The sequence below is a fragment of the Tunturiibacter psychrotolerans genome, from assembly GCF_051013365.1.
Lineage (GTDB): Bacteria > Acidobacteriota > Terriglobia > Terriglobales > Acidobacteriaceae > Edaphobacter > Edaphobacter psychrotolerans_A.
This window is the reverse complement of record NZ_CP132941.1, coordinates 6,029,760-6,052,308: the sequence shown is the minus strand read 5'-3', so window position 1 is coordinate 6,052,308 and position 22,549 is coordinate 6,029,760. Positions and strand designations below refer to the sequence as shown.

The 22,549-nt window shown below is 55.5% G+C and carries 18 protein-coding genes; 12 read left to right on the top strand and 6 right to left on the bottom strand.

Translation table 11 applies throughout. From position 1 onward, the window contains the following. Positions 1 to 930: 930 nt before the first annotated feature. Positions 931 to 2,160, bottom strand: coding sequence for a dienelactone hydrolase family protein (locus tag RBB76_RS25735; RefSeq protein WP_429634089.1), 1,230 nt, complete (start codon positions 2,158 to 2,160; stop codon positions 931 to 933). A 163-nt stretch (positions 2,161 to 2,323) separates the two neighbouring features. Between RBB76_RS25735 and RBB76_RS25730 the strand changes: the two genes are divergently transcribed. Together RBB76_RS25730 and RBB76_RS25725 are read left to right on the top strand one after the other, a co-directional pair. After that, the gene (locus tag RBB76_RS25730; RefSeq protein WP_429634087.1) at positions 2,324 to 3,562 is read left to right on the top strand and encodes an aspartyl protease family protein; all 1,239 of its coding nucleotides are present in this window, start codon (positions 2,324 to 2,326) and stop codon (positions 3,560 to 3,562) included. Positions 3,563 to 3,575: 13 nt separating this feature from the next. Further along, positions 3,576 to 4,880: an alpha/beta fold hydrolase gene (locus RBB76_RS25725; protein ID WP_429634085.1), complete on the top strand. Its 1,305-nt coding sequence runs from the start codon at positions 3,576 to 3,578 to the stop codon at positions 4,878 to 4,880. A gap of 2 nt (positions 4,881 to 4,882) precedes the next feature. Here RBB76_RS25725 and RBB76_RS25720 read toward each other — a convergent pair whose 3' ends face one another. Next, positions 4,883 to 5,488, bottom strand: coding sequence for an ArsR/SmtB family transcription factor (locus tag RBB76_RS25720; RefSeq protein ID WP_429634083.1), 606 nt, complete (start codon positions 5,486 to 5,488; stop codon positions 4,883 to 4,885). Between the two features lie 608 nt (positions 5,489 to 6,096). Here RBB76_RS25720 and RBB76_RS25715 point away from each other — a divergent pair. The 4 genes from RBB76_RS25715 (at position 6,097) to dinB (ending at position 9,696) form a co-directional block, all read left to right on the top strand. After that, positions 6,097 to 7,194: a hypothetical protein gene (locus RBB76_RS25715; protein ID WP_429634081.1), complete on the top strand. Its 1,098-nt coding sequence runs from the start codon at positions 6,097 to 6,099 to the stop codon at positions 7,192 to 7,194. 408 nt (positions 7,195 to 7,602) lie between these two features. Then, the gene (locus RBB76_RS25710; RefSeq protein ID WP_429634079.1) at positions 7,603 to 8,226 is read left to right on the top strand and encodes a response regulator; all 624 of its coding nucleotides are present in this window, start codon (positions 7,603 to 7,605) and stop codon (positions 8,224 to 8,226) included. 92 nt (positions 8,227 to 8,318) lie between these two features. Next, entirely contained in the window at positions 8,319 to 8,555 is a 237-nt protein-coding gene (locus RBB76_RS25705) for a hypothetical protein (protein WP_429634077.1), read from the top strand. Next, entirely contained in the window at positions 8,548 to 9,696 is a 1,149-nt protein-coding gene (gene dinB / locus RBB76_RS25700; RefSeq protein WP_429634075.1) for a DNA polymerase IV, read from the top strand. Before RBB76_RS25705 ends, dinB begins: the two co-directional genes overlap by 8 nt. Before the next feature lie 213 nt (positions 9,697 to 9,909). Here dinB and RBB76_RS25695 read toward each other — a convergent pair whose 3' ends face one another. The 4 genes from RBB76_RS25695 to ligD all read right to left on the bottom strand — a co-directional run bounded on the left by RBB76_RS25695 (position 9,910) and on the right by ligD (position 13,856). Next, complete coding sequence (locus tag RBB76_RS25695) at positions 9,910 to 10,638, bottom strand: DUF5131 family protein (protein WP_429634073.1); 729 nt, start codon at positions 10,636 to 10,638, stop codon at positions 9,910 to 9,912. Next, entirely contained in the window at positions 10,635 to 11,720 is a 1,086-nt protein-coding gene (gene tcmP, locus RBB76_RS25690; RefSeq protein WP_429634071.1) for a three-Cys-motif partner protein TcmP, read from the bottom strand. Before tcmP ends, RBB76_RS25695 begins: the two co-directional genes overlap by 4 nt. Positions 11,721 to 11,870: 150 nt before the next feature. Further along, entirely contained in the window at positions 11,871 to 12,830 is a 960-nt protein-coding gene (locus RBB76_RS25685) for an SOS response-associated peptidase family protein (RefSeq protein ID WP_429634069.1), read from the bottom strand. 54 nt (positions 12,831 to 12,884) lie between these two features. Beyond that, complete coding sequence (gene ligD / locus RBB76_RS25680; protein ID WP_429634067.1) at positions 12,885 to 13,856, bottom strand: non-homologous end-joining DNA ligase; 972 nt, start codon at positions 13,854 to 13,856, stop codon at positions 12,885 to 12,887. Positions 13,857 to 14,123: 267 nt separating this feature from the next. Between ligD and RBB76_RS25675 the strand changes: the two genes are divergently transcribed. The 6 genes from RBB76_RS25675 to RBB76_RS25650 all read left to right on the top strand — a co-directional run bounded on the left by RBB76_RS25675 (position 14,124) and on the right by RBB76_RS25650 (position 22,544). Beyond that, entirely contained in the window at positions 14,124 to 15,155 is a 1,032-nt protein-coding gene (locus RBB76_RS25675) for a recombinase RecA (RefSeq protein ID WP_429634065.1), read from the top strand. Next, the gene (locus RBB76_RS25670; RefSeq protein ID WP_429634063.1) at positions 15,152 to 16,663 is read left to right on the top strand and encodes a DNA polymerase Y family protein; all 1,512 of its coding nucleotides are present in this window, start codon (positions 15,152 to 15,154) and stop codon (positions 16,661 to 16,663) included. Before RBB76_RS25675 ends, RBB76_RS25670 begins: the two co-directional genes overlap by 4 nt. Further along, positions 16,656 to 19,883: a DNA polymerase III subunit alpha gene (locus RBB76_RS25665; protein ID WP_429634061.1), complete on the top strand. Its 3,228-nt coding sequence runs from the start codon at positions 16,656 to 16,658 to the stop codon at positions 19,881 to 19,883. The genes RBB76_RS25670 and RBB76_RS25665 overlap by 8 nt, the downstream gene beginning before the upstream one ends. A gap of 624 nt (positions 19,884 to 20,507) precedes the next feature. Beyond that, positions 20,508 to 20,855: a hypothetical protein gene (locus tag RBB76_RS25660; protein WP_429634059.1), complete on the top strand. Its 348-nt coding sequence runs from the start codon at positions 20,508 to 20,510 to the stop codon at positions 20,853 to 20,855. Next, positions 20,848 to 21,969, top strand: a complete 1,122-nt coding sequence (locus tag RBB76_RS25655; protein WP_429634057.1) for a HigA family addiction module antitoxin — start codon at positions 20,848 to 20,850, stop codon at positions 21,967 to 21,969. The genes RBB76_RS25660 and RBB76_RS25655 overlap by 8 nt, the downstream gene beginning before the upstream one ends. 2 nt (positions 21,970 to 21,971) lie before the next feature. Next, entirely contained in the window at positions 21,972 to 22,544 is a 573-nt protein-coding gene (locus tag RBB76_RS25650; RefSeq protein ID WP_429634055.1) for a hypothetical protein, read from the top strand. The last annotated feature ends 5 nt before the right edge of the window (positions 22,545 to 22,549 follow it).

Below are 22,549 nucleotides of genomic sequence, written 5' to 3'. Positions count from 1 at the left end.
CTCAGCGAGGTTTGGTTTCCTTATTCGTGCGCGTCCGCGCACACAACTTTCAGGGTCGCGTTGCGGCAGGAACAGGCCGCTGAGGAGGGTGGCGGAAGACGCGCGAGCGGCTGGAGACAGGCGAGGAGTGCAACTCCTCCCTCTACGGGAAACGGCTATCGGAAGCATCAAGCACTACAGCGTGAGCCACGATCAACCATGTTCCGTATCGACGGCGGTTTGAATGTTGTATGCAGGAAGGGCTTGCTGACCGAGATAACGCTGTAACGCGACTCTCTCGCGGACGGTGTCAATACTGACCACAGCGCGAAACTTGGAGGCATCGATGGCGATCCATTCGCCGCAGCTAAGACCACAATTCCGAGCAAAACGAATGAGGGCCGCGTCCGCTGCGGTTACGGCTTAGGTGTGCACTGGCGAAATTCAGCAATGCTTTTACGGTCTGGATGCAAGCAGTCAAGAAGCCACATTCATTCAACGTTTCGACGAGATTCCGCTTCCAACCGTCGTCATAATCGAATCTGGTTCAGACAGCCATTTAGATATAGTTTCGATTGGTCGCGCGGATCAGAGCCGGGTCGTCCTGTGTCAGCGGCCTGAGCGCGCTCGAGACCAAGCTCCGACATCCAAAGTCTGTTGACAACATGTCGATGACGCGGCACGCATGATCTTCAGGTATCAAATCGTCGAGCACCACCGAAACAGAGTTCTTTGAACGCGCCCTTCACCTTGTATGTATGCCATAAGACGGTGCCCGCGTGTTTACAAGGGCATCGTCTGACTCGGGCCTGTTTAAACTTATTCGTGGATGCACGAGGTACTTACCTTCTTTGCACACGCTTTTTATTGCTCAAAAACATTAGCCACACTCGTCTCTAGACGACAGCACAGAAAGGGGGGCCATCGTAGACGACGTGATTTGAAGAGTACCTAGTGGGGTTTCGCAACCGGCGTAATCGCTACAGGAACACCTGACCGAAATTTCATTGACATCGTGTGTCCGGGCACACCATTCGCACTTGTCGAAGCTTTCAGGAAGGCTCCAGCCTGAACGTCCTGTTTGAGGTAAAAGTCTAAAAACGCACGCGTATAACGCATGACCCAAGAGTATCCAACTAAACCATCTGCCCGGTCGTAATCTGCCACCTGAAGATTGGGAAGTTCCTGCTCCCAAAGTTCGGAGTTTCGGTAGGCGATGGAACAGAACTCTGGATGAAAAAGGCCAAGCATTCTGACCGTAACCAAGTCCCCATGACTCCACTGGTTGAGCACGCTTGGCCCTTGAGCATGAAATCGCTGATCAAGCTTATCTTGACCTTCCAGGGACGCATCACCCTCTTCGAAGTAGATGAGCGGAATCGTCATATGATCAGGGTGAACGGTCTTAGACGTTTCAACCAAACCTGGGAAGTAGCGCTCGCTACCGTCAAGAGAGACCAGCGCTTTGATTCTGCTGTCTGTCGAAGCCGCAAACAAGTCGGCAAGCCCTCCCCAGCTAAAACCCATAGCGGCGACCTTCGTCATGTCGGTATTTGGCATTGAGGCTGCGTACCCAATCAGGAACGACACGTCACCGGCTTGGGCGTTAGCTCCTGACAAATCGTGGGTGGATTCGCGAGACTTTTCGCCTATGCCTGGACTCGCTACTACTACATAGCCGTAGCTTGCGAGATATTCGCACAGGTCGGCGTTCTCCCATGACCATGAACTGAAGCTAGGGGCGTAAATCACAACCGGGAATCGGCCCATTTCGGGAGTCGCATCCCGCACGGCGGACAGGGGCTGTCCGAGCGAGGCTTGCAACCATTCCTTTAGCACATCGCCATCTCGCGTTTTCTGAGGATTTCCGAAGCTTATCTCCGTATCCATCAACGTGACGTAGTCTCCCATAGTCATGGCCGGACGAACGCTCTCCTGCGCGGGGTACCAGATGAGCGTCTGTAGCGGCCGGCCACGTTCAGGTTGAGCAGCGGGGACAGCTTTTGAAGCAGACGTCGCTCCAAAGTTGCGTGTATTGTCGTACTGCTCAACGACTCTCACGCCCACTGCATGTGGCCCCAGTCTTTCCAGGAACTTCACCGCAGCATGGTTCTGCGCCGGAGCGAGCCTAAGAGCGACAGTGAGGACGAAACAGAGGATTGCTAATTGACGTAACCGCATGAGTGCTCCATTTCCGGAATCTGCCTGCCTTGCCCTCCTTTACGTCAGGTTGGAGACATTTGTTCCCCGCTTATTGCCTAAAGCTAGATCTGATGTACCCAACAACTTTCGTAACGGTATGGTGTAAGAATATAGATAGTTACACTCGCGCGACGCCAATAATATGAACTGTCTGGTGAATAAATCTCGAAGCGGAAGGCGGATTCTGAAGATCGTGGTTTTCGGGCTATTGTCTGTTTCCAGCACGCTTGCATCAGTGCCGAATCAGCCAACGCTGCAAGCGTGTGTTTATGAATCGCCGGTGGCAGTCATCCCATTTTCGATCGTCGACGGACGAATCCTAATTGAAGCCAGATTAAATGGGCGTGGGCCATTCCGAATGATCTTCGATTCAGGAGCTTCTGCAGTCGTCTCACGAGATGTAGCCAAAAGGCTTCGGTTATCGCTGTCGTTGCCCCATTCGGAGAGCGGCACAGGAAACAAAGCTAACGAAACTGCGGGTACCACGATGAGATCCGTGCAAATCGGCTCGTCCCGTCTCTCCGATATTCGATTTGATGTGATGTCCATGGTCGACATGCCGCCCGTGTTCGGGACCGTAGAGATCGACGGTATCCTTGGTCGCCCCGTGTTCGACCGGTACACCGTACAGGTGGACTATGACCACCATCTTCTTTCGCTGTATATGCCGGGAACCTTTTGTCCTGGTTCTTTCGACACTCCCGTGCCATTTACTCGGGTGCGCGATGTGCCTCTCGTGAAGGCCAGTCTCAATGGCCATTGCGGAATGTTCGGCGTCGATCTGGGCGCTCGGTCGTCCCTGCTCGTGAATGCCTGGTTCGCTGAAGAGGGCCATTTGGCCTCTGTGTTCGAGGACGCGCCGGGAATGATCACCGGGTGGGGGCTTGGCGGGCCGATACGTGGCAAGCTCGGTCGAGCGCAAGAGTTTAAGCTCGCAAACGCGACCATTGAACAGCCGGTCGTCAGGCTGTCGACCCAACGCTCGGGTCTGCTCAGCAGATCGGATACGGCAGGACTCATTGGCGCCGACATTCTGCGGCAGTTCACCCTCACGTTCGATCTGCTACAGCACGTCGTCTACTTCCGAAGGTCCAGATCCTTTGGGAGGAGAACTGAATTTGACCGCTCCGGCATGTGGGTCATTCAAGGCCCCCAGGCTTTCACGGTGATTGACGTCGTTGATGGAGGAGCCGCAGACCGAGCCGGTCTTGAGGTTGACGACAGCATCCGTAGCATTAACGGGCATTCCGTTTCTGAGATACGTTTGGCCGATTTGCGCGAACAGTGGGCGAACGAGCCGGATGGAACGCGCATTACGCTTGAGATCAAGCGAGGCAAAGTGGTGCTAGAGAAGACACTGAAGTTGAAGTCGCTCGTGTGACCGGAGAGTGAATATGCATCGAAGCTGGATTGGCCTCATTCTGCTTTTCACGTGCGCCGTCAGCGCTCAAGAACTCCCTCGACGCAACGCATTCGGTGCTACGGTCAATCCTGATCCTCAGGGAGTTCGGGTTTCCATCGTCGTTCCGGGGTCTCCCGCAGCGCAAGGAGGGGTGCGGGTTGGAGATGTGATCACTACGGTCGGCATGCGGGCCATCTCGACTGCAGCCGACTTCCTGCAGACGGTGAGATCTGCGCCCGCATCGACGCCGCTGGCCGTCTCAATCCTCCGAATGGGTAAGCGGGACCAATTGGAGGTCAGCTTAGTACCGGTTGCAAAGGAGTCCGATCCACGGGTAGACACGGTTTATTCCTCAATCTCAGTTGCGGGTTCGCTACGCCGAACTTTAATCTCCACGCCGAAAGGGGCTACTGGACAACTGCCAGCCGTCTTGCTGATTGGGGGTATCGGCTGTTATTCCGTCGACAACCCAGCCGATCCGAACGACGCCTACAGGAGGCTCGCCCACGATTTGAGCACAGCCGGCCTGATTGTGATGCGCATCGAGAAGTCCGGGATTGGCGACAGCCAGGGCAGTCCGTGTTTTGAGACAGACTTCAATTCTGAGACGCAAATGTACGCGGCAGGGCTAGCTGCTTTGGATAAGGAGCCTCATGTCGATCCTGACAAGATATTCCTCTTCGGTCATAGCATCGGAACACTCATTGCCCCGCGCCTCGCGGTAAAGAACTCCGTAGCAGGCATCGTCATCGCGGAAGCGGCCGGCATCAACTGGTTCGAGTATGAATTGGCCAACCTGCGACGGCAGTCCATCTTGGGTGGCGACACGCCGACCCAAACAGATGATCTGCTTCGATCGAAGGAAGTCTGCATGCATCGTCTTCTCATCGAGCATCAGCCTGAGGAGTCCATCGAGAGCTCAATGCCCGAGTGCAAGAAGCGGAATTCGTATCCGGTGGCTGCACCCTACATGCAACAGGTAGCGGCACTCAATGTAGCGGAACCTTGGAGTCAGGTAAGCGTGCCGGTCCTCGCCATCTACGGTACAGCCGATTTTGTCACCGCGGAAGCCGAGCACCAACGCATCGTGGACATCGTGAATACAGCGCACCCTGACGCTGCCACACTTATCTTGATTCAAGGCATGGATCATCATCTCGAAATCATGGGAACGCCACAACACGCCTACGAGCTGCGTGTCGAACAACACAAGGACGGACCATATGCAGGAGACCTGAGCGATCAGGTGGCAAAGTGGTTGTGCGCGCACGCCGAGTGCAAGCCTGCAGCTATCTGAGTTCAGCGGACCTTTCTCGTCCTTTGACGAACTCCAGCCTCCGGACCTCGATGCAGACGGTTCACAGGGGTCAGTAGAACGGTAACGGCGTATAACTGCCCTTGCTCCGATCCCGGCGAGGCTGAGTCAAGCAATTCTTTGATGAGGCGGTTCACGCGCGCCAGATCTTTGTTCGTGAGTCTGCCGGTCTTTCGAGCCGACCAGAGCTCACGCCGAGGACCCTCGACGACAATTTCTGTATCGCGTACGGCATCGGCGAAGTCCCGAATTCCGAGTCGGAGCATGGATGTGGCCACGGCGACGAGGTCCTTCTGATTCTTGCGCCTAGAGGTGTCGTAATCGATATTCAGGTTCCGAGCATGGTAGAGCGTCTCTGCTCTGCCGTCCCTGACACGTGACCCGACGGTTTCAACCAGTCCCGCCTTTTGGAGAATGCGGAGATGATAGTACAAGGTGTCCGGGGGCCTGCCCAGCGCCTGAGCCAGCTCTGGAACGGACACCGTTCCCATTTGCGCTAGTACGTCAATGATCTCTTGGCGCGCAGAGGAAGCGAGCGCGCGCAATTCCTTCTTGCCATAAATGGTGTAAACCGGCTCCCGTTTAGCCATGCCCTTATCGTACCGAACGAGCTCCGGCAAAGATGCCGGTTATACGAGCGTTGATCGGGACCGATAGTGGTTCGCGGCAACCTTAACGAGCACGAATGACTCACGATAGAGTGCGGAGGAGACCTCCTGCCTGGCGAGAGTCTTTCTCCTAAATTCCCCGAAAACGCGGTTAACAAGCAAAATTTGACGAGATATGCCATGGACGGGACTGGGCGCCGTTGCCATTCGAGCCTGTATGCCCGATGATGAATTTGGAACGGTCACGCGCCGTTCTGGGGTGTGGAAACCCCAACAACACTTGAGCGCGCGTATTCGCGCTTACGAATCCCTACGCCTTTGCGGTCGGGGAGCCTGTGACGTATGTCCAGGCCCCTAAAGCTAAAGGTCACAGGAGCCGTGTGTTGTCGGCTTTCCAACTCCCCGATCACGGGTTATAGGGTTGTTTGCGGGGGCGCACCGCAGACGTTTTCCCACCCTTCCGATTGAGGAGTTATGCTGATTCCGCATATTATTTCCCGGAAATGGTTCCTGCCGGCCTCCAAGGGACCGGGATTTGTGTTGGCCTTAGGTAAGCGATGGAGGCATTGCTTTGTGCGCATGAAAAGTCCATGTGCGAGAGCGACGGGGTATCCGCGATGAGCGCCATTCGCGAACTGAACTTCGCGGCCAAAGGCGAGGCTCGTCTGCCGCTGCCGGACCGGTGCAGCCTCGATGTCTCCTGTTTTGAAGAACCGGAGGTACAAGACGCGCTGGCCGTCGCCATCGAAGAAATACTCTACGTCGTCGCGTTTTCCGGGATTGAGTTGCAGGCGCTGGACGGCGTGACGGTCACTTCGGACTGCCGTGCGGCTGCATGCGCGCTGCAAGCCCTTCCCCAAGGCCAGGTTCCACTAGAGATGGGTCCCCAGCCGGAGGTCATGGAGATGGCGCGGACGGCTGCGGTCCGGCGTGGGGGAGACCTACGTTTCCATATCGTGTTGCGTCGCGGCCTCGCTTTATCAACACTCTCTCCGGAGCCGGAGATGCAGCGGTTGGCGCTGGGCTGCATTGCCCATGAAGCCGCCCATGTGGAGCACGAGAGCCATCTCTATCGGATGTTTCGCGAAAGTTATGGAAAGCCGCTGGAGTGCGGCAACCGATCGCGACAGACCTTCTTGAAGGCTATGGATGTTTGGAGCGAATACGCCGCGTGCCGATCTTCGGCAACGTTTCGCCCGGAAGCGGTTGAGGAGTTTGAGGGGATTCTCTGTCGGGCGATCGAAGACAGCTTTTGTGCGGCACTGGAACAAATCAAGGCACACCGTGAGGGGCGCGGCGCAGGCGATGTGTTCCGTGAGCTTCAGCAGCTCTTCGGAGACGTGTTCATTTGTGCAGGCTACCTGCTTGGCCATGTCCACGGAGTGGAACGAAATCTGAAGGATCGCACGCCGAGCCTGGAGGAGGTTTTCAAGAAGAATCCGCCGGTTATAGATCTCATCAGCCGTCTCGAACGCATCCTGCATGAACTTTGGCTGCAGGAATTCGTCTGGGAATCCATCGAAGTATTTGCGCCCATCTACGATCTAATCTGCGAGATGATGGCCCAATGCGGACTTGTCTTTGCAAAGCACGAAGAGGAATGGCGAATCGTGATGTATGAGGAAACTGAAGCAATGGAAGCGGCGATACAAGCTTTGCAACGATGGACGAATCCGCCTGACGAATAGGCAGAACAGGGCGACCGAAGGGAGTCAATTCGGAACAACAAATTATGGGGAGCCGAGGGGGCGCGAAAAGCGTTGCGTGGGATTGTGAAACTCTTCCCTGATTCGAATGAACCAGTTGAGTTTAAGAGCAGCGTAATTGAAGCGGTGGCTGAAACGTCGAATGGAAGACGTATGGCGGAAGACGCGAGGCGGCTGCAGACGGGTGAGGAGCGCAGCTTCTCCCTGAAACATTGAGCGTTAAAACGCGTCCCGGGCCGGCAGTGCTTGTGAAGAGTAAGATTCCCTTAGCCAGAGAGTGAGCGGAACGGTCCGCTTCTACCGTCAAAGCCTCTTCAAGATACGAACAGGTCAAGGGCGCTATCGCGCAAGCCCACGGGTTCCTGGGAAGAAAGACACAGGTAACCTCTGATGGATGCAAGCCGCCTTTTCAAATGCCGTGTTCTCCTCGTCGATGATGATCCTGTCCTGCTTCAGACAACCGCAGCGATCGTTCGGAGTTTCGGGTTCTCGGTGCGGACGGCGGAAGACGGGTTCGTCGCCTTGAAGATACTGCGAGAAGTCTTGCCGGACATGATTATTTCCGACCTGCGCATGCCGAATATGTCCGGGTTTGAACTGCTCTCCATCGTCCGTCGCAGGTTTCCTCACCTTCCCACCATCGGCATCAGTGGCGAATTCATTCTTGCGACCATGCCGCTCGGCTTGCTGGTCGATCACTTTTTCCAAAAGGGCGAATACACTCCAGGCGATCTCAAGGCAAAGATGAAAGAGTTGATCTCTGATTCGCCGATACGCCCGCACATCGGTAAAGCCGACAAAGCGCCCTTGTGGATTCCGCGAAAGGACGCCGACTATATCGTGGTCACCTGCCCAGAGTGCTTACGGTCTTCCTCGATTCCAGACCAGACGGACGCGGGCGACTTGCAACTGACTGAGTGTTTCGCATGCAGCGCAATGATCAGCTATCTGGTGGACTCTAGTGTTCTCAAAGCACTCCGTGACGCGAGACCAAAGGCGTCAGCCGCGAACTAGAGCGGACCTCTCCTATAGCGTCCTCAAATCTGCACCGTTAGGCGAATGCAAGGCGAACATGCCAGAATGAGATGTAGGTTACGGAGTCCTGCATGTCCAAGCCGGATCAACTCGAATTTGGGATAGAGAAGCTGTTTGCCGAAGATGAGGGACTGCCGTGTCCAGCCGGAACGGAACTCCTACGAAACTTCGTTGACGCACGTCCGCTCGACTTCGCGTTTCTCAAACCACACAATCTGATCGATCTGAACAACTCGGCCTTCGAGGGCATTCCCGAATGGGACGCCTTCGCTCAGCATTATACGGAATGCGAGTTGTGTAATGCCTGAGTCGAGCGAGGTGAAGTCAACGCTCCACGCGTTGGGCTCTCGCAAGATCGTCCATGTCGACATGGACGCGTTCTACGCCTCCGTTGAACAACGAGATGACGCAAGTCTTCGCGGGCGTCCTGTCGTTGTGGCCTGGAAAGGCAAGCGCTCTGTGGTCTGCGCCGCTTCGTACGAGGCGCGGCGCTTCGGTGTGAGGTCCGCGATGCCCGCGGTGACGGCGGAGCGACTGTGTCCTGAGGCAGTCTTCGTCCCACCTGATTTCGTGCGTTACAAGGCCGTGTCGCAAGCGGTGCGAGAGATCTTTCAGAGACACACCGATGCAATTGAACCACTCTCCCTGGATGAGGCCTATCTTGACGTCACCGCGAACAAGACAGGCCTACCGACCGCGACCGTGGTGGCGAAGACAATCCGTCAACAGATTTGGGAAGAGCTGAATCTCACGGCATCGGCAGGCATTGCTCCAAACAAGTTCCTGGCAAAGATCGCATCGGACTGGCGCAAACCTAATGGTCAATTTGTAATTCAGCCACACGAGGCGCAGCCATTCTTGCTCACGCTTCCGGTTGGTCGCATTCCGGGTGTTGGTAAGGTTACGGAGGCACGGATGGCCCGCGCCGGGATCAAACTGGTCGGCGACATTTACGCGATGGATCTTCGGACACTGGGACAGGAGTTTGGCGATTACGCCCAACGACTATACGAGCTGGCTCGTGGGGTCGACCATAATCCGGTGATTTCGAATCGCGTCCGCAAACAGGTCTCTGCGGAAGACACGTTCGAGGACGATATCCCTCTGTCGGAGTGCCTGCCGCATATCCGGCATTTGGCAGAGAAGGTTTGGAAAGCCTCACACGAGAACGCGCGCGGTGCCAGGACCATCGTGCTCAAACTCAAGACGAAGCAATTCCAATCGCTGACGCGTAGCCTATCAATGCGGGGCCCAGTTGCCAGTTTCGAAATGCTTGTAGAGACGGCTCTGATGTTGTGCGAAAGAGTCGATCTACGAACAACACAGCTCTACCGCTTGGTGGGCGTCGGACTCAGTAACTTTCAGGCACTTTCGGAAACAGCGGAACAGCCTGACGCAGAGCTTTCGCTCATCATTACGCCCAGTATGCTCCCAGAAGCTGTTGAGTAGTGGCGTAGCTATGAGAATTGGTAGTGCTATCTCTGAAGTGAGGATGACTTCCCACTACTAATGTCGATTGCTGCGTCGTGAGAAATGGCAAGGCCTTGGCTATTTGGTCGGAAGGCTGCCTCGTACGCGTTCGATATCTAAATTAGGGCGCTAGCGCGAAGCAAATTCACTTCTGCAATTTTGCGCGGATTCAGTTTTTGTAAGCCGACGGGATCACTGAATAATTGGTAATTCGTCGTAAGTCCGATTATTGAGCAATCTCCCTGTGGCCTTCTTGTTCGGTCCGCCCCATTGCTTGAAGAAGAAACGCACGCCTTGTTGCTTACATTGTTTCAGGAGATGTTCAACCCAAGTTTTCTGCATCGGTCGTGCACCGTGCCCGCTTTCGCCTCCAACGATCATCCAGTCGATATCAACTAAGTCAACCACTCCCAAGTCCTCAAGGAGTGGCTCTACCGAAAGGAACTTTATTGAAGCTGGCGTGTCGCGTAGATGTGCAATCCTTTGCAGCCCGTAAGGTCTGTCCTCAACACTGACGCCCCACCAAATATGCGGAGTTTCGGCAGCGAATCGCAATTTGGTCTTCAACAAATGCGACAATCGCTCAGACCTTTTGGTCAAGACTTGGTACTGGTGCCAATCCGCTTTCACCATGATTTTGCATACGGACACGATGTAGGAATCGGGTACCTCGGGGTGGAAGAGGTCACTCATGGAGTTGACGAAGATCTTGCGTGGTCGCTTCCACTTCAATGGCTCTTCCAGTTTCTCTGGAACGAGCAGAAGATCAAAGCCTTGTTCGTACGGGTGGCCCGGGACTCCGCGAAAGCGTTCTGCAAACGTCTTCGCATAACAGTGTTTGCAGCCGGGGCTAATCTTGGTGCATCCTCGCACTGGATTCCAAGTGGCATCGGTCCATTCGATCGCTGAATGTTCGCTCACGAAGTTCTCCCTTCCTGCGGAAACGTCACCGTGACTAATTCGGACATAGTCACAATACCGTTGCGTGTGGGGCGCTCAAAGAGACATGGTGTCGTCTTCACGCAAGCGGCGGCTTCTAGCCTCCTGAGCGCCTCTTGATAGTTCCGAAGTAAAAAGCATTCGTTGGTGACGTGATGTTCTTCAAAGATCTCACCCACGGTCGCGGTCCGACCAGCAAAAAAGGTGAGCAACTCGCTCTGCAATCCAGGTATCGGATCGGGATTGAAGAGACCGTGTTGGACTGGCCCTTCGGTATAGCCCATCTGAGGAACGCCGTCATGATGCATGGTACTACTGCGATCCATGACATCCTTCATAACCTCAAGTCCCTTCGAATGCTTGCCCAAGTAAATGAGGTGTTGCTTTGGGCTATTTCCGTCGCCAAGACGAAATGGGAACGGCTGGAAGTAGGGAGCGCCAGCGAGCCGCATCGCTTCCTTGAGGTGCTCTAAGACAACGATTTCCTTTTCCCGTGGCCGGTCGCGGAACGATTGCCTAAGCGACTCCAAGCCTGTGTCGCCGAACAGAGTAACCATTGCGTCTCGGGAATTGGGATTCGACACGGCCGCTATAACCCTCGGGGTACGCAAGAAGAAGGCGCAATCGCATTTGCGGTTCTTGAAGATTCGGCGCACTAAATCCGGTGTGATGTCTGCCCATCCAAACTGGTCCAAAAAGTAGAACTGCGGGACGTCCAATGAAAGACCAAGGCTGTCGATCAACCTGATGGTCGCCGGCAAACTGCTGTAGCGTGGCGCGTGCCGCAGGGTTATGGCACCCGCCAGTCCACTGATCTCTTGGCGCAGAGAATTCGTCAGAGAGGGGTTGATGTCATTGAAGAACATCTGAAGCCCCTGCACCAGCTGAGGCTTCTTCAGAACCGCCTCTGCAATCAAAAGAGGTGTCGAACGGGCCCCGTCGTCATAAGAACCCGGACCTGAAAAGAGATCAACATATGCAGCTGTGCCAGTGCTGTTATATCTGGTATTCAAGACGATGGCGGCCCAGGCGAGGACGTATTTGTAGACGATGTCGGCCTTCACACGAGAGTGCGCGGTTTGCTCGGCGAAGAACTTTTTCGAGGAGACTTTGGGCATGTCACCTGGCCCCCCAAATTATTCGCGATATCGAGAGGCTCGACCACTGTCTTTCGCAAAGGGATACTGAACAGTAACGGGTCATACCTCGAATGATCATGCTGCGATCTGATGAACGTAGTACGGAAGCTCTTTGTCCGAAAGGATGTGCTCAAGCCGCTCTTTGCTCAGCGCACACGGTGACAGCCACTCGGAAAGATATCGCTCCTGAATGGTGATGATGGTGCGCTGGTGGCCTGTCGCGGCGACCTCGGGCGTAGGCTCGTCGGTGATTGCCGCAAACGAATTGAGGCTAGGTTTCCCGGGCTGCGTCCAGTGATCCCAGAGACAGGCAACGAGCATGTCACGCGAGGGCTTCGGATCGAACTCCAGAACAAGGTTCTTTTCCTTCTCGTCGGGAGCGAGTTCGCGATGCTGATACAGGTGCTCGGGCACGTTTTCGTAGAAGCCGCTGATGACCATGACGGCATGGCTACGCCCGTACACGCCACGCCAGTAGTCATCCAGGCTGTCTCTGCGCGCGTTGTAGATGCCGGGAAACCGCTTCTCTATATCCGCGGGCTTTCCCGAGAGGCGACACGTATAACGCATCGGCTTGATAACGATGCGGCCTTCTTCCGCGATTAGGACGGGAGCAAAGCTGAGGGGAAAGATGCGGGCATCTTCGTTGTTGGCCTCTGTCCGACGAAGATCCGTAAGGCGATCGAGGTAATCCTGTGCTTTCTTTGTGCCGATCCGGATATCCTCGCGCGCCTTCTTGGTCTCGCGTTTCGCGAGTGATTCTTCAGCCTCGGCAACGCGGCGACGCTGGGCGAAGATTTCATTCTCCCACTCGTCGCGCCTTGCTTTGAGGTATTGACCGATGTATGCGGCGGTGCTGCGCTCGACATCGGTTTCCGGGTGCTGGAAGTTGCGCTGGAGGTCGCGGGAGGTACGAATATCCTCTCCTTCCGCTCGCCGCCGATACAGCTCCTCGAACGCTGCCCAATCGACCTCGGCCTCATAGCGACGGGAGAGGTGTTTCAGATTCTGCCGGACTCGGGCTGAGAAGCACATAGACCTCTATTCTAGGCTTTTGCTGGTATTTTCTGCGATTTTGAGGCCGCTCTGTTAGGTCTCCCGGACGACCTTGCGAGGATCTTTGTCGTCGCGTAGAGCGACGAACTTCGTGTGCCGCAGATGGTCGGCGCCTGTCCATTCGAGGAAGTCGATCCGGGCGACAGCTTCCGGGCGAAGCCAGATGCAGTCCTTCATCTTGTCGGCAGTCAGACCCTGCCCCCAGCGGCCAGCCTGCTTTTCAGGCAGGTTTGCGAAAGGACATTTCGTTGTCGTGAGGTCTTTGATCTTTGCGAAGACTTCTCTGCGTGTGGCGGGGATGAAGCCGGCGCGAACACGCGCCGCGTAGCGAAGCTCTTTATCTACGTAAAAGCCGACGATCAGCGCATCCAGACCATGCGTTCCTGGTGTGTAACCACCGATGACGAACTCCTGACCGAGATTGATCCGGTGCTTCGACCAGACTCCCGTTCTCATGCCGGGCTGGTACACACCATCGCTGCGCTTGGCTACGATTCCTTCCAAACCGTGGGAACGGACGAAGCTGAGCATCTGGGACGCTGTCTGGTCGGAAACCTCCGACAACGCGAGATGCTCAGAGGGCTTGATGACGGATTGTAGGATTCTGCGGCGTTCGGACAGCGGAAGCAAGGTAAGGTCTTTGCCTTTGTAGACGAGGACGTCAAAGGCGTAGTACGTGATGTGGGATTCGGCAGAGCGAAAGTTCTGAAGCAGATTGAAGTTCGGGCGGCCGTCTGGCCCCATTGCGACCAACTCCCCGTCGATCACGGTATCTTCCGGCAAAGCGGTGAGAGCGGAAACGATGTAGGGAAACTTCTGATTCAGGACATTCCTGCGACGTGAATACAGCGTCGTTTCACAACCGGCCCGGACAGCTTCCAGCCGGTAGCCATCGAGCTTGAGTTCGTAGGTCCACTCTGGGCCCTCCGGCAGCTTGGTCACGGGGAGGCAATCCATCGTGTCAATGAACTCTGCCTTCCGACGGGATATGGTTTTCTTCACCATCTGCTTGTCCGGCTCGAAAAACTCGTCATTACGGAAACCTCTTCAGGCCGTCTGATGCAGTCGGACAGATGGTAAAAGGCACCTTTTCGCATGACATCGCTGGCGCTAACTTCAGTCATGGAGTTAAGGGCTGGCATCAGGAAGGCTTCTGGAAAGAATTAGCGGTTTCTTTTCAACAAGATAGCTCACATGTGCACCGTAAAGAGTGCGCCACCGTTTGACACGACCAGAGCAGGATAGGCGAAGATAAGGCGAAGAGTCTTCGCCATGTCAGCTTCCTCCACAATTCGTGTCCAAGTCGAGTCGGCCCTTGCGCACAGGTTCCCCTCTGCGCTGACGCCCCCCGCACGCATGGTGCGCCCGGTAGTCCCGACGGGAATTGGCCCTTTGGACGAACTTGTTCAAGGTGGGTTCCCGGTTGGAGCGATGACCGAACTGGTCGGGGATGTGTGCTCTGGGCGAATGTCTCTCGCTCTCTCGTTCCTGTCACAAGTGACGGCAGCGGAAAAGGTGTGTGCGTGGATCGACGCCTCAAACACCTTCAACCCGGCAGCGGCATCCGCAGCGGGAGTTGATCTCCGGCGTCTTCTATGGGTGCGCTGCGGTGTGAGCGAGACGGTATCTGAACAGGAGACGCGGAAGTTTACCCTTCCCCCGGAATGCTTCACTCCGAAACCTGTGCTGAAAGGGCTTCACGGTGGAGGCCACGGAACGCATCCGCGTAACGAGGTCAAAGGTCTATCCGCAGCCGTGGGACGGTTCCTCAGTGATGAGACGGTAAGGGCTCGCTGCGCGGAGCCTATCTCGAAGCCACGACCTACGCCACAGACGTTTGCGCCGAACCCAAAAACCGCCTCGACCAGCGTCCGCACCCCCAGGCGCGGACGAGCTTATGACGCAGTGGAACAAGCGCTGCGCAGCGCAGACCTTCTCATCCAAACGGGCGGCTTCAGTGCTGTCATTCTTGACTTTGGAGAGATTGCAAGCGAGGTCGTGTCTCGCATTGACCTATCGACCTGGCACCGATATCGCGTGGCTGCGGAACAGACGCAAGCGAGCATCGTTCTGCTCTCCCAATATGCCTGCGCGAAAAGCAGCTCGGAACTGCAACTATGCCTATCGCCTTTGGAAGACACCAACGAGGAGCGAACGGTCTTTACCGGACTCAGTGCTCACGTTGAAGTTATGCGCCAGCGTTTCACACAAACGCCCAGTAACGTCGTGCCGATGCGAAAGCCTCCGCAAAGGGCACGAGACGCCCGTTGGACGCATCGTGCGAGTTGGGTAGGCCCGCGATGACTCGTCCACCGGAGCTCTACGCCTGCGTCTACGTCCGGGAACTCCCCGCACAAGCCCTACTCCGCCTTCGACCCGAACTGCACGACAAGCCGTGTGTCGTGTTGGAAGGCGAGCCACCGTCGGAGTCAGTGTGCGCGATGAACACGCGAGCCCGACTTCACGGTCTCCGTAATGGGATGACGAAAGTAGAAGTCGAGACCTTTGAGAACGTGATGGTGTTGCAGCGTTCCCCAAAGACAGAAGCGGCCGTTCGCACCATTCTCCTGGAATGTGCGGGCGCATTCTCGCCTCGCATCGAAGATCGAAGTATCAACGGGCTCTTCGTGTGCGTTCTGGATGCAGCCGGGACAGAAGGATTATTTGGACCGCCGTTGATGCTGGCGAAGCACATCCGGCAACGTCTCCGTTCCGTGGGTATCGTAGGCTCGGTCACGATCAGCGCAAACGTGCATACCGCAGTGTGTCTAGCCAGAGGACTGAGCGGCGGTGTTCCAGCCCGTGTTGTGCCTCGCGGTGAAGAGGCCAAGGCTCTTGCGCCGTTGCCCGTGACGGTCTTGGGTATCACTGAAGCTCAGGATGAAACCTTCCGCATATGGGGCATCCGGTCGGTGGCGGCGCTAGCGGCATTGCCGGAACGATCACTCATCTCTCGACTAGGACAAGATGCGAAGCGGCTTCTTCAACTGGCGCACGGGAAGCATCCGCATCTGCTCCAGCCTATCGACGTGCCGTTTGTACTTGAAGAGCAAGCGGAGCTTGATTCGCCGCTCGATGAGTTGGAGTCTTTGCTGTTCGGACTCTCGACGATGCTGGAGCAACTTATCGTTCGAGCTAGGTCGCGCGTTCTCGCGTTGGCATCGGTCACGATCACGCTTCGGCTTGACGGTGGAGGCTCGCACGAACGCACCGTGAATCCGCGCGTACCGACGAATGAGAAGAAGCTGTGGCTCAAGCTGCTGCAACTTGATCTCGAAGGCCATCCGCCGAATGCTTCGATTCTCGGAGTTCATCTTCATGCCGAGCCTGGTGCAACCAGCAAATTACAACTGGGTATTTTCTCCCCGCAGCTTCCTGAAGCGGGAAGGCTCGACGTGACGCTGGCGAAGATCACAGCGATTGTCGGTGAAGGCAATGTCGGTATGGCGGTGCTCGATGACACACGACGCGCCGGTGATTTTCATATCGAGCCTTTCTCGATCACCACGGCAGAGCCTCCTTGCGCTGCTACAGCGTCGCCCATGTGTCTACGTCTGCTTCGGCCAGCAGAGCGAACGAGAGTTGAGATCCAGCGAGGCCAGCCCTGCGAGATCCACTTTCGCTCACGCTGTTACACCGTCGAACGGGTTTATGGTCCATGGCTCAAGGGAGGAGATTGGTGGAACGAGTCGATCTGGGGCAACGAGCAGTGGGACGTAATCGGTAAGACGACGGATAGTGCAATTCTGATCTGTCGACTTTCGCATGACTTCATCCTGAAAGACTGGAGGGTGGCGGGACTCTATGACTGAGAGCTATATCGAACTCCACACCAACAGCGCTTTCTCATTTCTGGAGGGCGGCTCCCAGCCAGAAGCACTTGCAGAACGTGCCTTCGCGCTTGGGATGCCAGCAATCGCGATGATGGATTGCAACGGCTTCTACGGGTCGGCACGGTTTCATAAGATCGCATCTGAGAACGGGATTAAGGCGCACGTCGGAGCAGAAGTTTCCGTTACCGGCCTGGGTAATCGCATCACGCCTCCCGTGTGGTTGCCGCATCAGCATCTTGCTGAACCGACACGTCTCCCTCTACTTTGCGAAACCCGCGAAGGCTATCAAAATCTTTGCCAAATGATTACGCGTTTCAAGATGCGTGAGACGACAAAGCAGGAAGGGTCCGCAAAGCTCGGTGACCTCGAAGAGTACAGTCGTGGTCTGGTCTGCCTTACTGGGGGCGAGGAAGGGCCTCTTGCTGCCGCGCTCATGAACGGCGGTGAAGCCGCTGGCCGTGCGTCCGTGGAAAGACTCGTGCGGATTTTCGGACAGAAGAATGTCTATGTAGAGGTCCAGCGTCATCGTGAAAGAACGCAAGAGTGGAGAAATCAAGCGGCATTGCGCATCGCGGAGTCACTCCATTTGCCGGTGCTCGCGACCAACGGCGTTCGCTACGCAACGCGGTACGACCGCGAGATTGCCGACCTCTTCACGGTCATACGCAATCACACGCAACTTGATCGCGCGGGACGCCTGCTCGCCCTCAATAATCAAAGGCATCTCCGAGCCGCTGACAAGATGGCGCCGCTGTTTCGCGACATTCCAGGCGCCGTCGAAAACACAATCGAACTCTCGTCGCGTTTGGGGTTCCAGCTCTCGGACCTCGGCTACGAGTTCCCACGCTATCCGGTGCCTGACGGCGAGACGATGGATTCGTTTCTCGCTGAGCGGGTAGCCGAAGGCGTCACTAAGCGTTATGGACCGAAACGCGACGCTGGCCTTCTGGAACGCGCGAAAAAACAAGTCGCTCATGAACTCAAACTGATTGCGAAGCTCGGATTCGCCGGATACTTCCTCATCGTCTGGGACATCGTTGAATACTGCAAGAAGTACGGCATATTGATTCAGGGACGCGGGAGCGCGGCGAATTCTGCTGTCTGTTATGCGCTCGAAATCACCGCGATTGATCCGGTCGGCATGGAGCTGCTGTTCGAGCGCTTCCTCTCCGAAAGTCGCGGCGAATGGCCGGACATCGATCTTGACCTGCCTTCGGAAGAGAAGCGCGAGCAAGCCATCCAGTACGTCTATCAACGTTACGGGCAACTTGGCGCAGCGATGACGGCGAACGTCATCACGTATCGTGGCAAGTCCGCAGCTCGTGAGGTTGGCAAAGCCCTTGGGTTTGATCCCGAATCGCTGCAACGGCTTTCTGGCCTGGTAGCGAACTACGAGTGGAAGGGACCGAACGATACGATGGCGCGTTCGTTTCAGAACGCGGGCTTTGATGTGCAGCATCCACGCATAGCTAAGTACCTAGAACTCTGTATGCGGATACAGGACTTCCCACGGCACCTCGGGCAGCACTCGGGCGGCATGGTGATTTGCCAAGGCCAGCTCGACAAAGTCGTCCCTCTGGAGCGGGCGTCGATGCCAGACCGAACCGTTGTGCAATGGGATAAAGAGGACTGCGCTAACCTCGGCATCATCAAAGTGGATCTCTTGGGGCTCGGCATGATGGCCGTGCTCAAGGACTGCCTCACGCTCGTCCCTGAGCACTATGGCGAAACTCTCGATCTCGCACAACTGCCGGAAGATGAGGGGGTTTATCGAACCCTACAACTCGCCGACACCATCGGCATGTTCCAAGTTGAAAGCCAAGCGCAAAAATCATCCTTACCCAAGAACCGCCCCGAGAAGTTCTACGATCTCGTTGTTCAGGTTGCAATCATTCGGCCAGGCCCGATCGTCGGCAAGATGATGCACCCCTACATGCGGCGGCGCCAGAAGCAGGAGGAAGTGAGCTATCCGCACCCTTCTTTGGAATCGACACTCAAGCGCACCTTAGGCGTTCCGCTCTTTCAAGAGCAACTATTACGGATGGCAATGGTAGTCGCCAACTTCTCAGGATCGGAAGCAGAAGAGCTTCGCCGCGCGGTGGGAATGCGGCGCTCCTGGGAGCGCATGAAAAACCTCGAAGGACGGTTGCGTGCCGGCATGACGTCGAACGGACTGGATGCTGCAACGCAAGAGACGATCATTCAGAACATCAGCTCGTTTGCGCTTTACGGATTCCCGGAGAGTCATGCCGCCAGCTTTGCTTTGATCGCGTATGCCTCGGCTTATATCAAGGTCAAATACCTCGCAGCGTTTACGTGCGCCATTTTGAATAACCAGCCGATGGGCTTCTACAGTCCATCCGTCCTAATCGAAGATGCGCGGCGGCACGGCCTACGCGTGAAGCCTATCGACATACAAGTGTCCGATTGGCCGTGCACGGTAGAACACGAAGACGACCAGTCATTATCACTTCGTCTCGGACTCGGCTACGTGAGAGGGCTACGCAGTCAGTGTGCGGAAGCGATTGTCAGAGGCCGCGTGTTCAACCGGTTTGCGTCCGTTGATGATCTCGTGCTGCGCGTGCCGCAACTCAACCGAAAGGAACTGGCTCTCCTCGCGAACATCGGCGCACTCAACGCGCTCGATGGTGTGGATCACCGTCGAGATGCTCTGTGGCAGGTCGAACGTGCGGGAAAGCCGGAAGGACCGCTGCTCATGCAGCAGAGCCAATGGCTACACGAGGAGACGAGCGAATCGCCATTGGCACCAATGACTCCAGAAGAGCGGCTGGTCGCGGACTACGCGGTCAGCAGTGTCACCACTGGCCCGCACCCAATGTGGTTCCGAAGGCAGGAATTGCATCGCAAGGGATACCTACGGGCGGCCGACCTTGCGAACTGTGCCGACGGTGCATGGGTAAAAACAGCAGGGCTGGCTTTCGTCAAGCAACGCCCTGGCACGGCTTCGGGTGTTGTCTTCATTGGTGTGGCGGATGAAACAGGCGATTTCAGAATCTTCGTCGCTCCTGATTTCTTTGAGCAAAATCGTCGTGTGATCCAGCAGGCAAAGTTCATTGGCGTAGAAGGACCGATTCAGAAGGAAGGCCCAATCATTCACGTCATGGCGCGTTCGATCTATGAGCTATCGGTAGAGGGCCCCGCTGGCCGTCTCAAGGTGGAGTCGCATGACTTCCACTAAACCGGGTGGTCAGGTAGGTGGATATCGAACGGAAGTGGATCAGCAGAAACTTGGGCCCGCACTCGTCATCACGGCTGGTCTCATACTTGGAATGCGAACAATACGGTGGGAAGCAACGCACAGCGACGGCCTGGCAGGAGAAGAGTGGGAAAGAGAAGTTGAACACAGCGCGAGAGTCGCGAAGCGGATGCTGACCTTTCTTACGACGCGATATCCAGATCTATTTCAGTCCAAAAAAGTCCCTTGGTATGTTGCCACAGATGAGGATTCTCCTCGGTAAACTGCCTAACGGTCCAATGCGGGCAGAAAGAGGCCCGCTCCGTCTTTCGACCGGAAGACGCGAAGCAGCTGAAGGCGCAGTCGGATGACGGCTCGCCGGCAGGAGACTCCCTGGGTCCGGTTCCACGCTGTGGTCATAGGCACGAAGTTCTAGGTAGCACGTCCTCTTCGTAGACACCGTCGAAGGTCAATTCTCTATTCCAAGCCAGGGATCATTCAACCTCTTTCCCCTCCTATAGGTAGAGTTTCCCACGCCCTCTGTTGCTTGAGGTTGCCCTGCTGCTCCGATTGTGTTACCTTTTTGGTAATGAAACTAGTCGATACGGCTTTACCACTTGGGGAAATATGCTCGTTATGGTCGGTGACAACAAGCTGCGAAAGACTGTAGAGGACGAAGCTGTCGCTCAGAAACAGCTTGGCGTCGACATGGCGAAGAAATTAGCTCTACGTATCGCCGCCTTGAAGGCAGCTGGATCTCTCGCAGACTTTTGGCCACCAAAGACACCCCCCGAGCGGTGTCACGAATTACAGGGAGCTGACTTGGGTAAGTTCACGGTCGATCTCAAGCAGCCATACCGCCTTATATTCGAGCCGGTCGATGAGAAGCCCCCGCAGGACCGCTCGAATGAGCAAGAACGATGGAGCTTGATCACGCAAATCAACCTTTTGTCGATCGAGGACACCCATGAATAGTTTCGCGAATGAAGAAGTACAAATGAACGCCGTTCCTCATCCGGGGGAAAACGTAACCGAGTATTTAGAGGCTTACGGCTGGTCACAAAGTGATCTTGCGCGACGGACCGGCCTCACGCCAAAGACGGTTAGCGAAATCTGTAATGGGAAAGCTGCTATCTCTCCGACAACCGCGCTCAGCTTTGAACGCGTACTGCAGCGCCCGGCACATTTTTGGCTTGGATTGCAGAGGAATTATGACGAATTCGAGGCCCGAACGAAAGAATTGGCGCAGTCTTCTCACTGGCAGGCTTGGGTGGATCATTTCCCGCTAAAGGAAATGCGGAAGCTCAAGTACACCCTTTCAAGCGGAAAATCGGACGCGGAAACGCTCCTAAATTTCTTCGGGGTTTCGTCTCCCGACACCTGGGGAAAAGTTTGGAAGGCTTCCGCCGTTGCCTATAGACAGACCCAATCGTTTTCGGCACGAGAGGAAGCGATCGCCGCATGGGTTCGCGAGGTAGAGTTAGTAGCTCGTGGATTGTCTCTGGAGGATTTTGATGAAGATCGCCTTTTGGGCTCCATTAGCTACTTGCGAGCCCTGACACGAATGAGTGTCGAGAACATCATGGATCCGATTCAAGAGATCTGTGCCGCGGCAGGCATAGGAGTCGTTTGGGTGGCAGCGCTCAAAAGCACCGGCATTAGTGGGTGTGCGCGCTGGATATCACCGAAACGCGCACTCATTGGTTTGACTCTCCGCTATAAAACTGATGACCAGTTATGGTTCACTTTTTTCCACGAGCTTGGACACGTCTTACTTCACCGGCAGAAGCGATCTTTCGTTGTTGACAACTCCGAAGACTTAAGCGATCGCTTTATCGACCCAGAAATGAGAGCTTTCGAGGCGGAAGCCGACCAATTCTCTTCCGACGTTTTGGTGCCGCCCGCTCAGTTAGGGGCGTTTATCCGAAAGAAAACTTTCACAAATGAGTCTATTCATAACTTCGCAGAAAGTATTGGAGTAGGCCCAGGAATTGTTGTGGGTCGTCTTCAGCATGACGGCATCTTGCAGAGGCATCAAGGAAACGCACTTAAACAAAAATTGAACTTGCATTTCAAGGAGGACGAATAACGATGATCGGCAAAATTTTCATTACCCGCTCCGGATATGATCCCGAGCTTGGTAAACACGTTAAGGACCCATATCTAGGTGCGAATCCCACTTTGGGTGCTTGCCGACCCGACGTTAGGCGGCAACTCAATGAAGGTGATCACATCTTTGTGATTTCAGGAAAGATTCCTGAGGCGCACCAGTATGTCATGGGAGGTTTTGAGATCGATGCGAAGATTCCAGCCCTAGATGCGTACAAGCAATTTCCAGATCTGCGGCTCCGACAACGTGAGGATGGACAACTCACCGGAAACATCATTGTCAACGATCAAGGATCGCAGCACTCTCTGGACGATCACAATTCCTTTGACAGACGGATTGAGAATTACGTTGTCGGGCGTAATCTCTTGGCACTCGATCAGCCCAATGAAATTTTACGGGGGAGGAACGAAACGTTGAATGTTCTTCAAGAGATCATGCACAAAAAGGGATCTTCTCCAGTCGAGGTGGTGGGAAGATGGGGTTCGCGTCTTCAGGAAGATCAGATCTATCACCTGAGAGAGTGGCTGAAAACTATCAAAGGGATTCCCAACTAGACAAT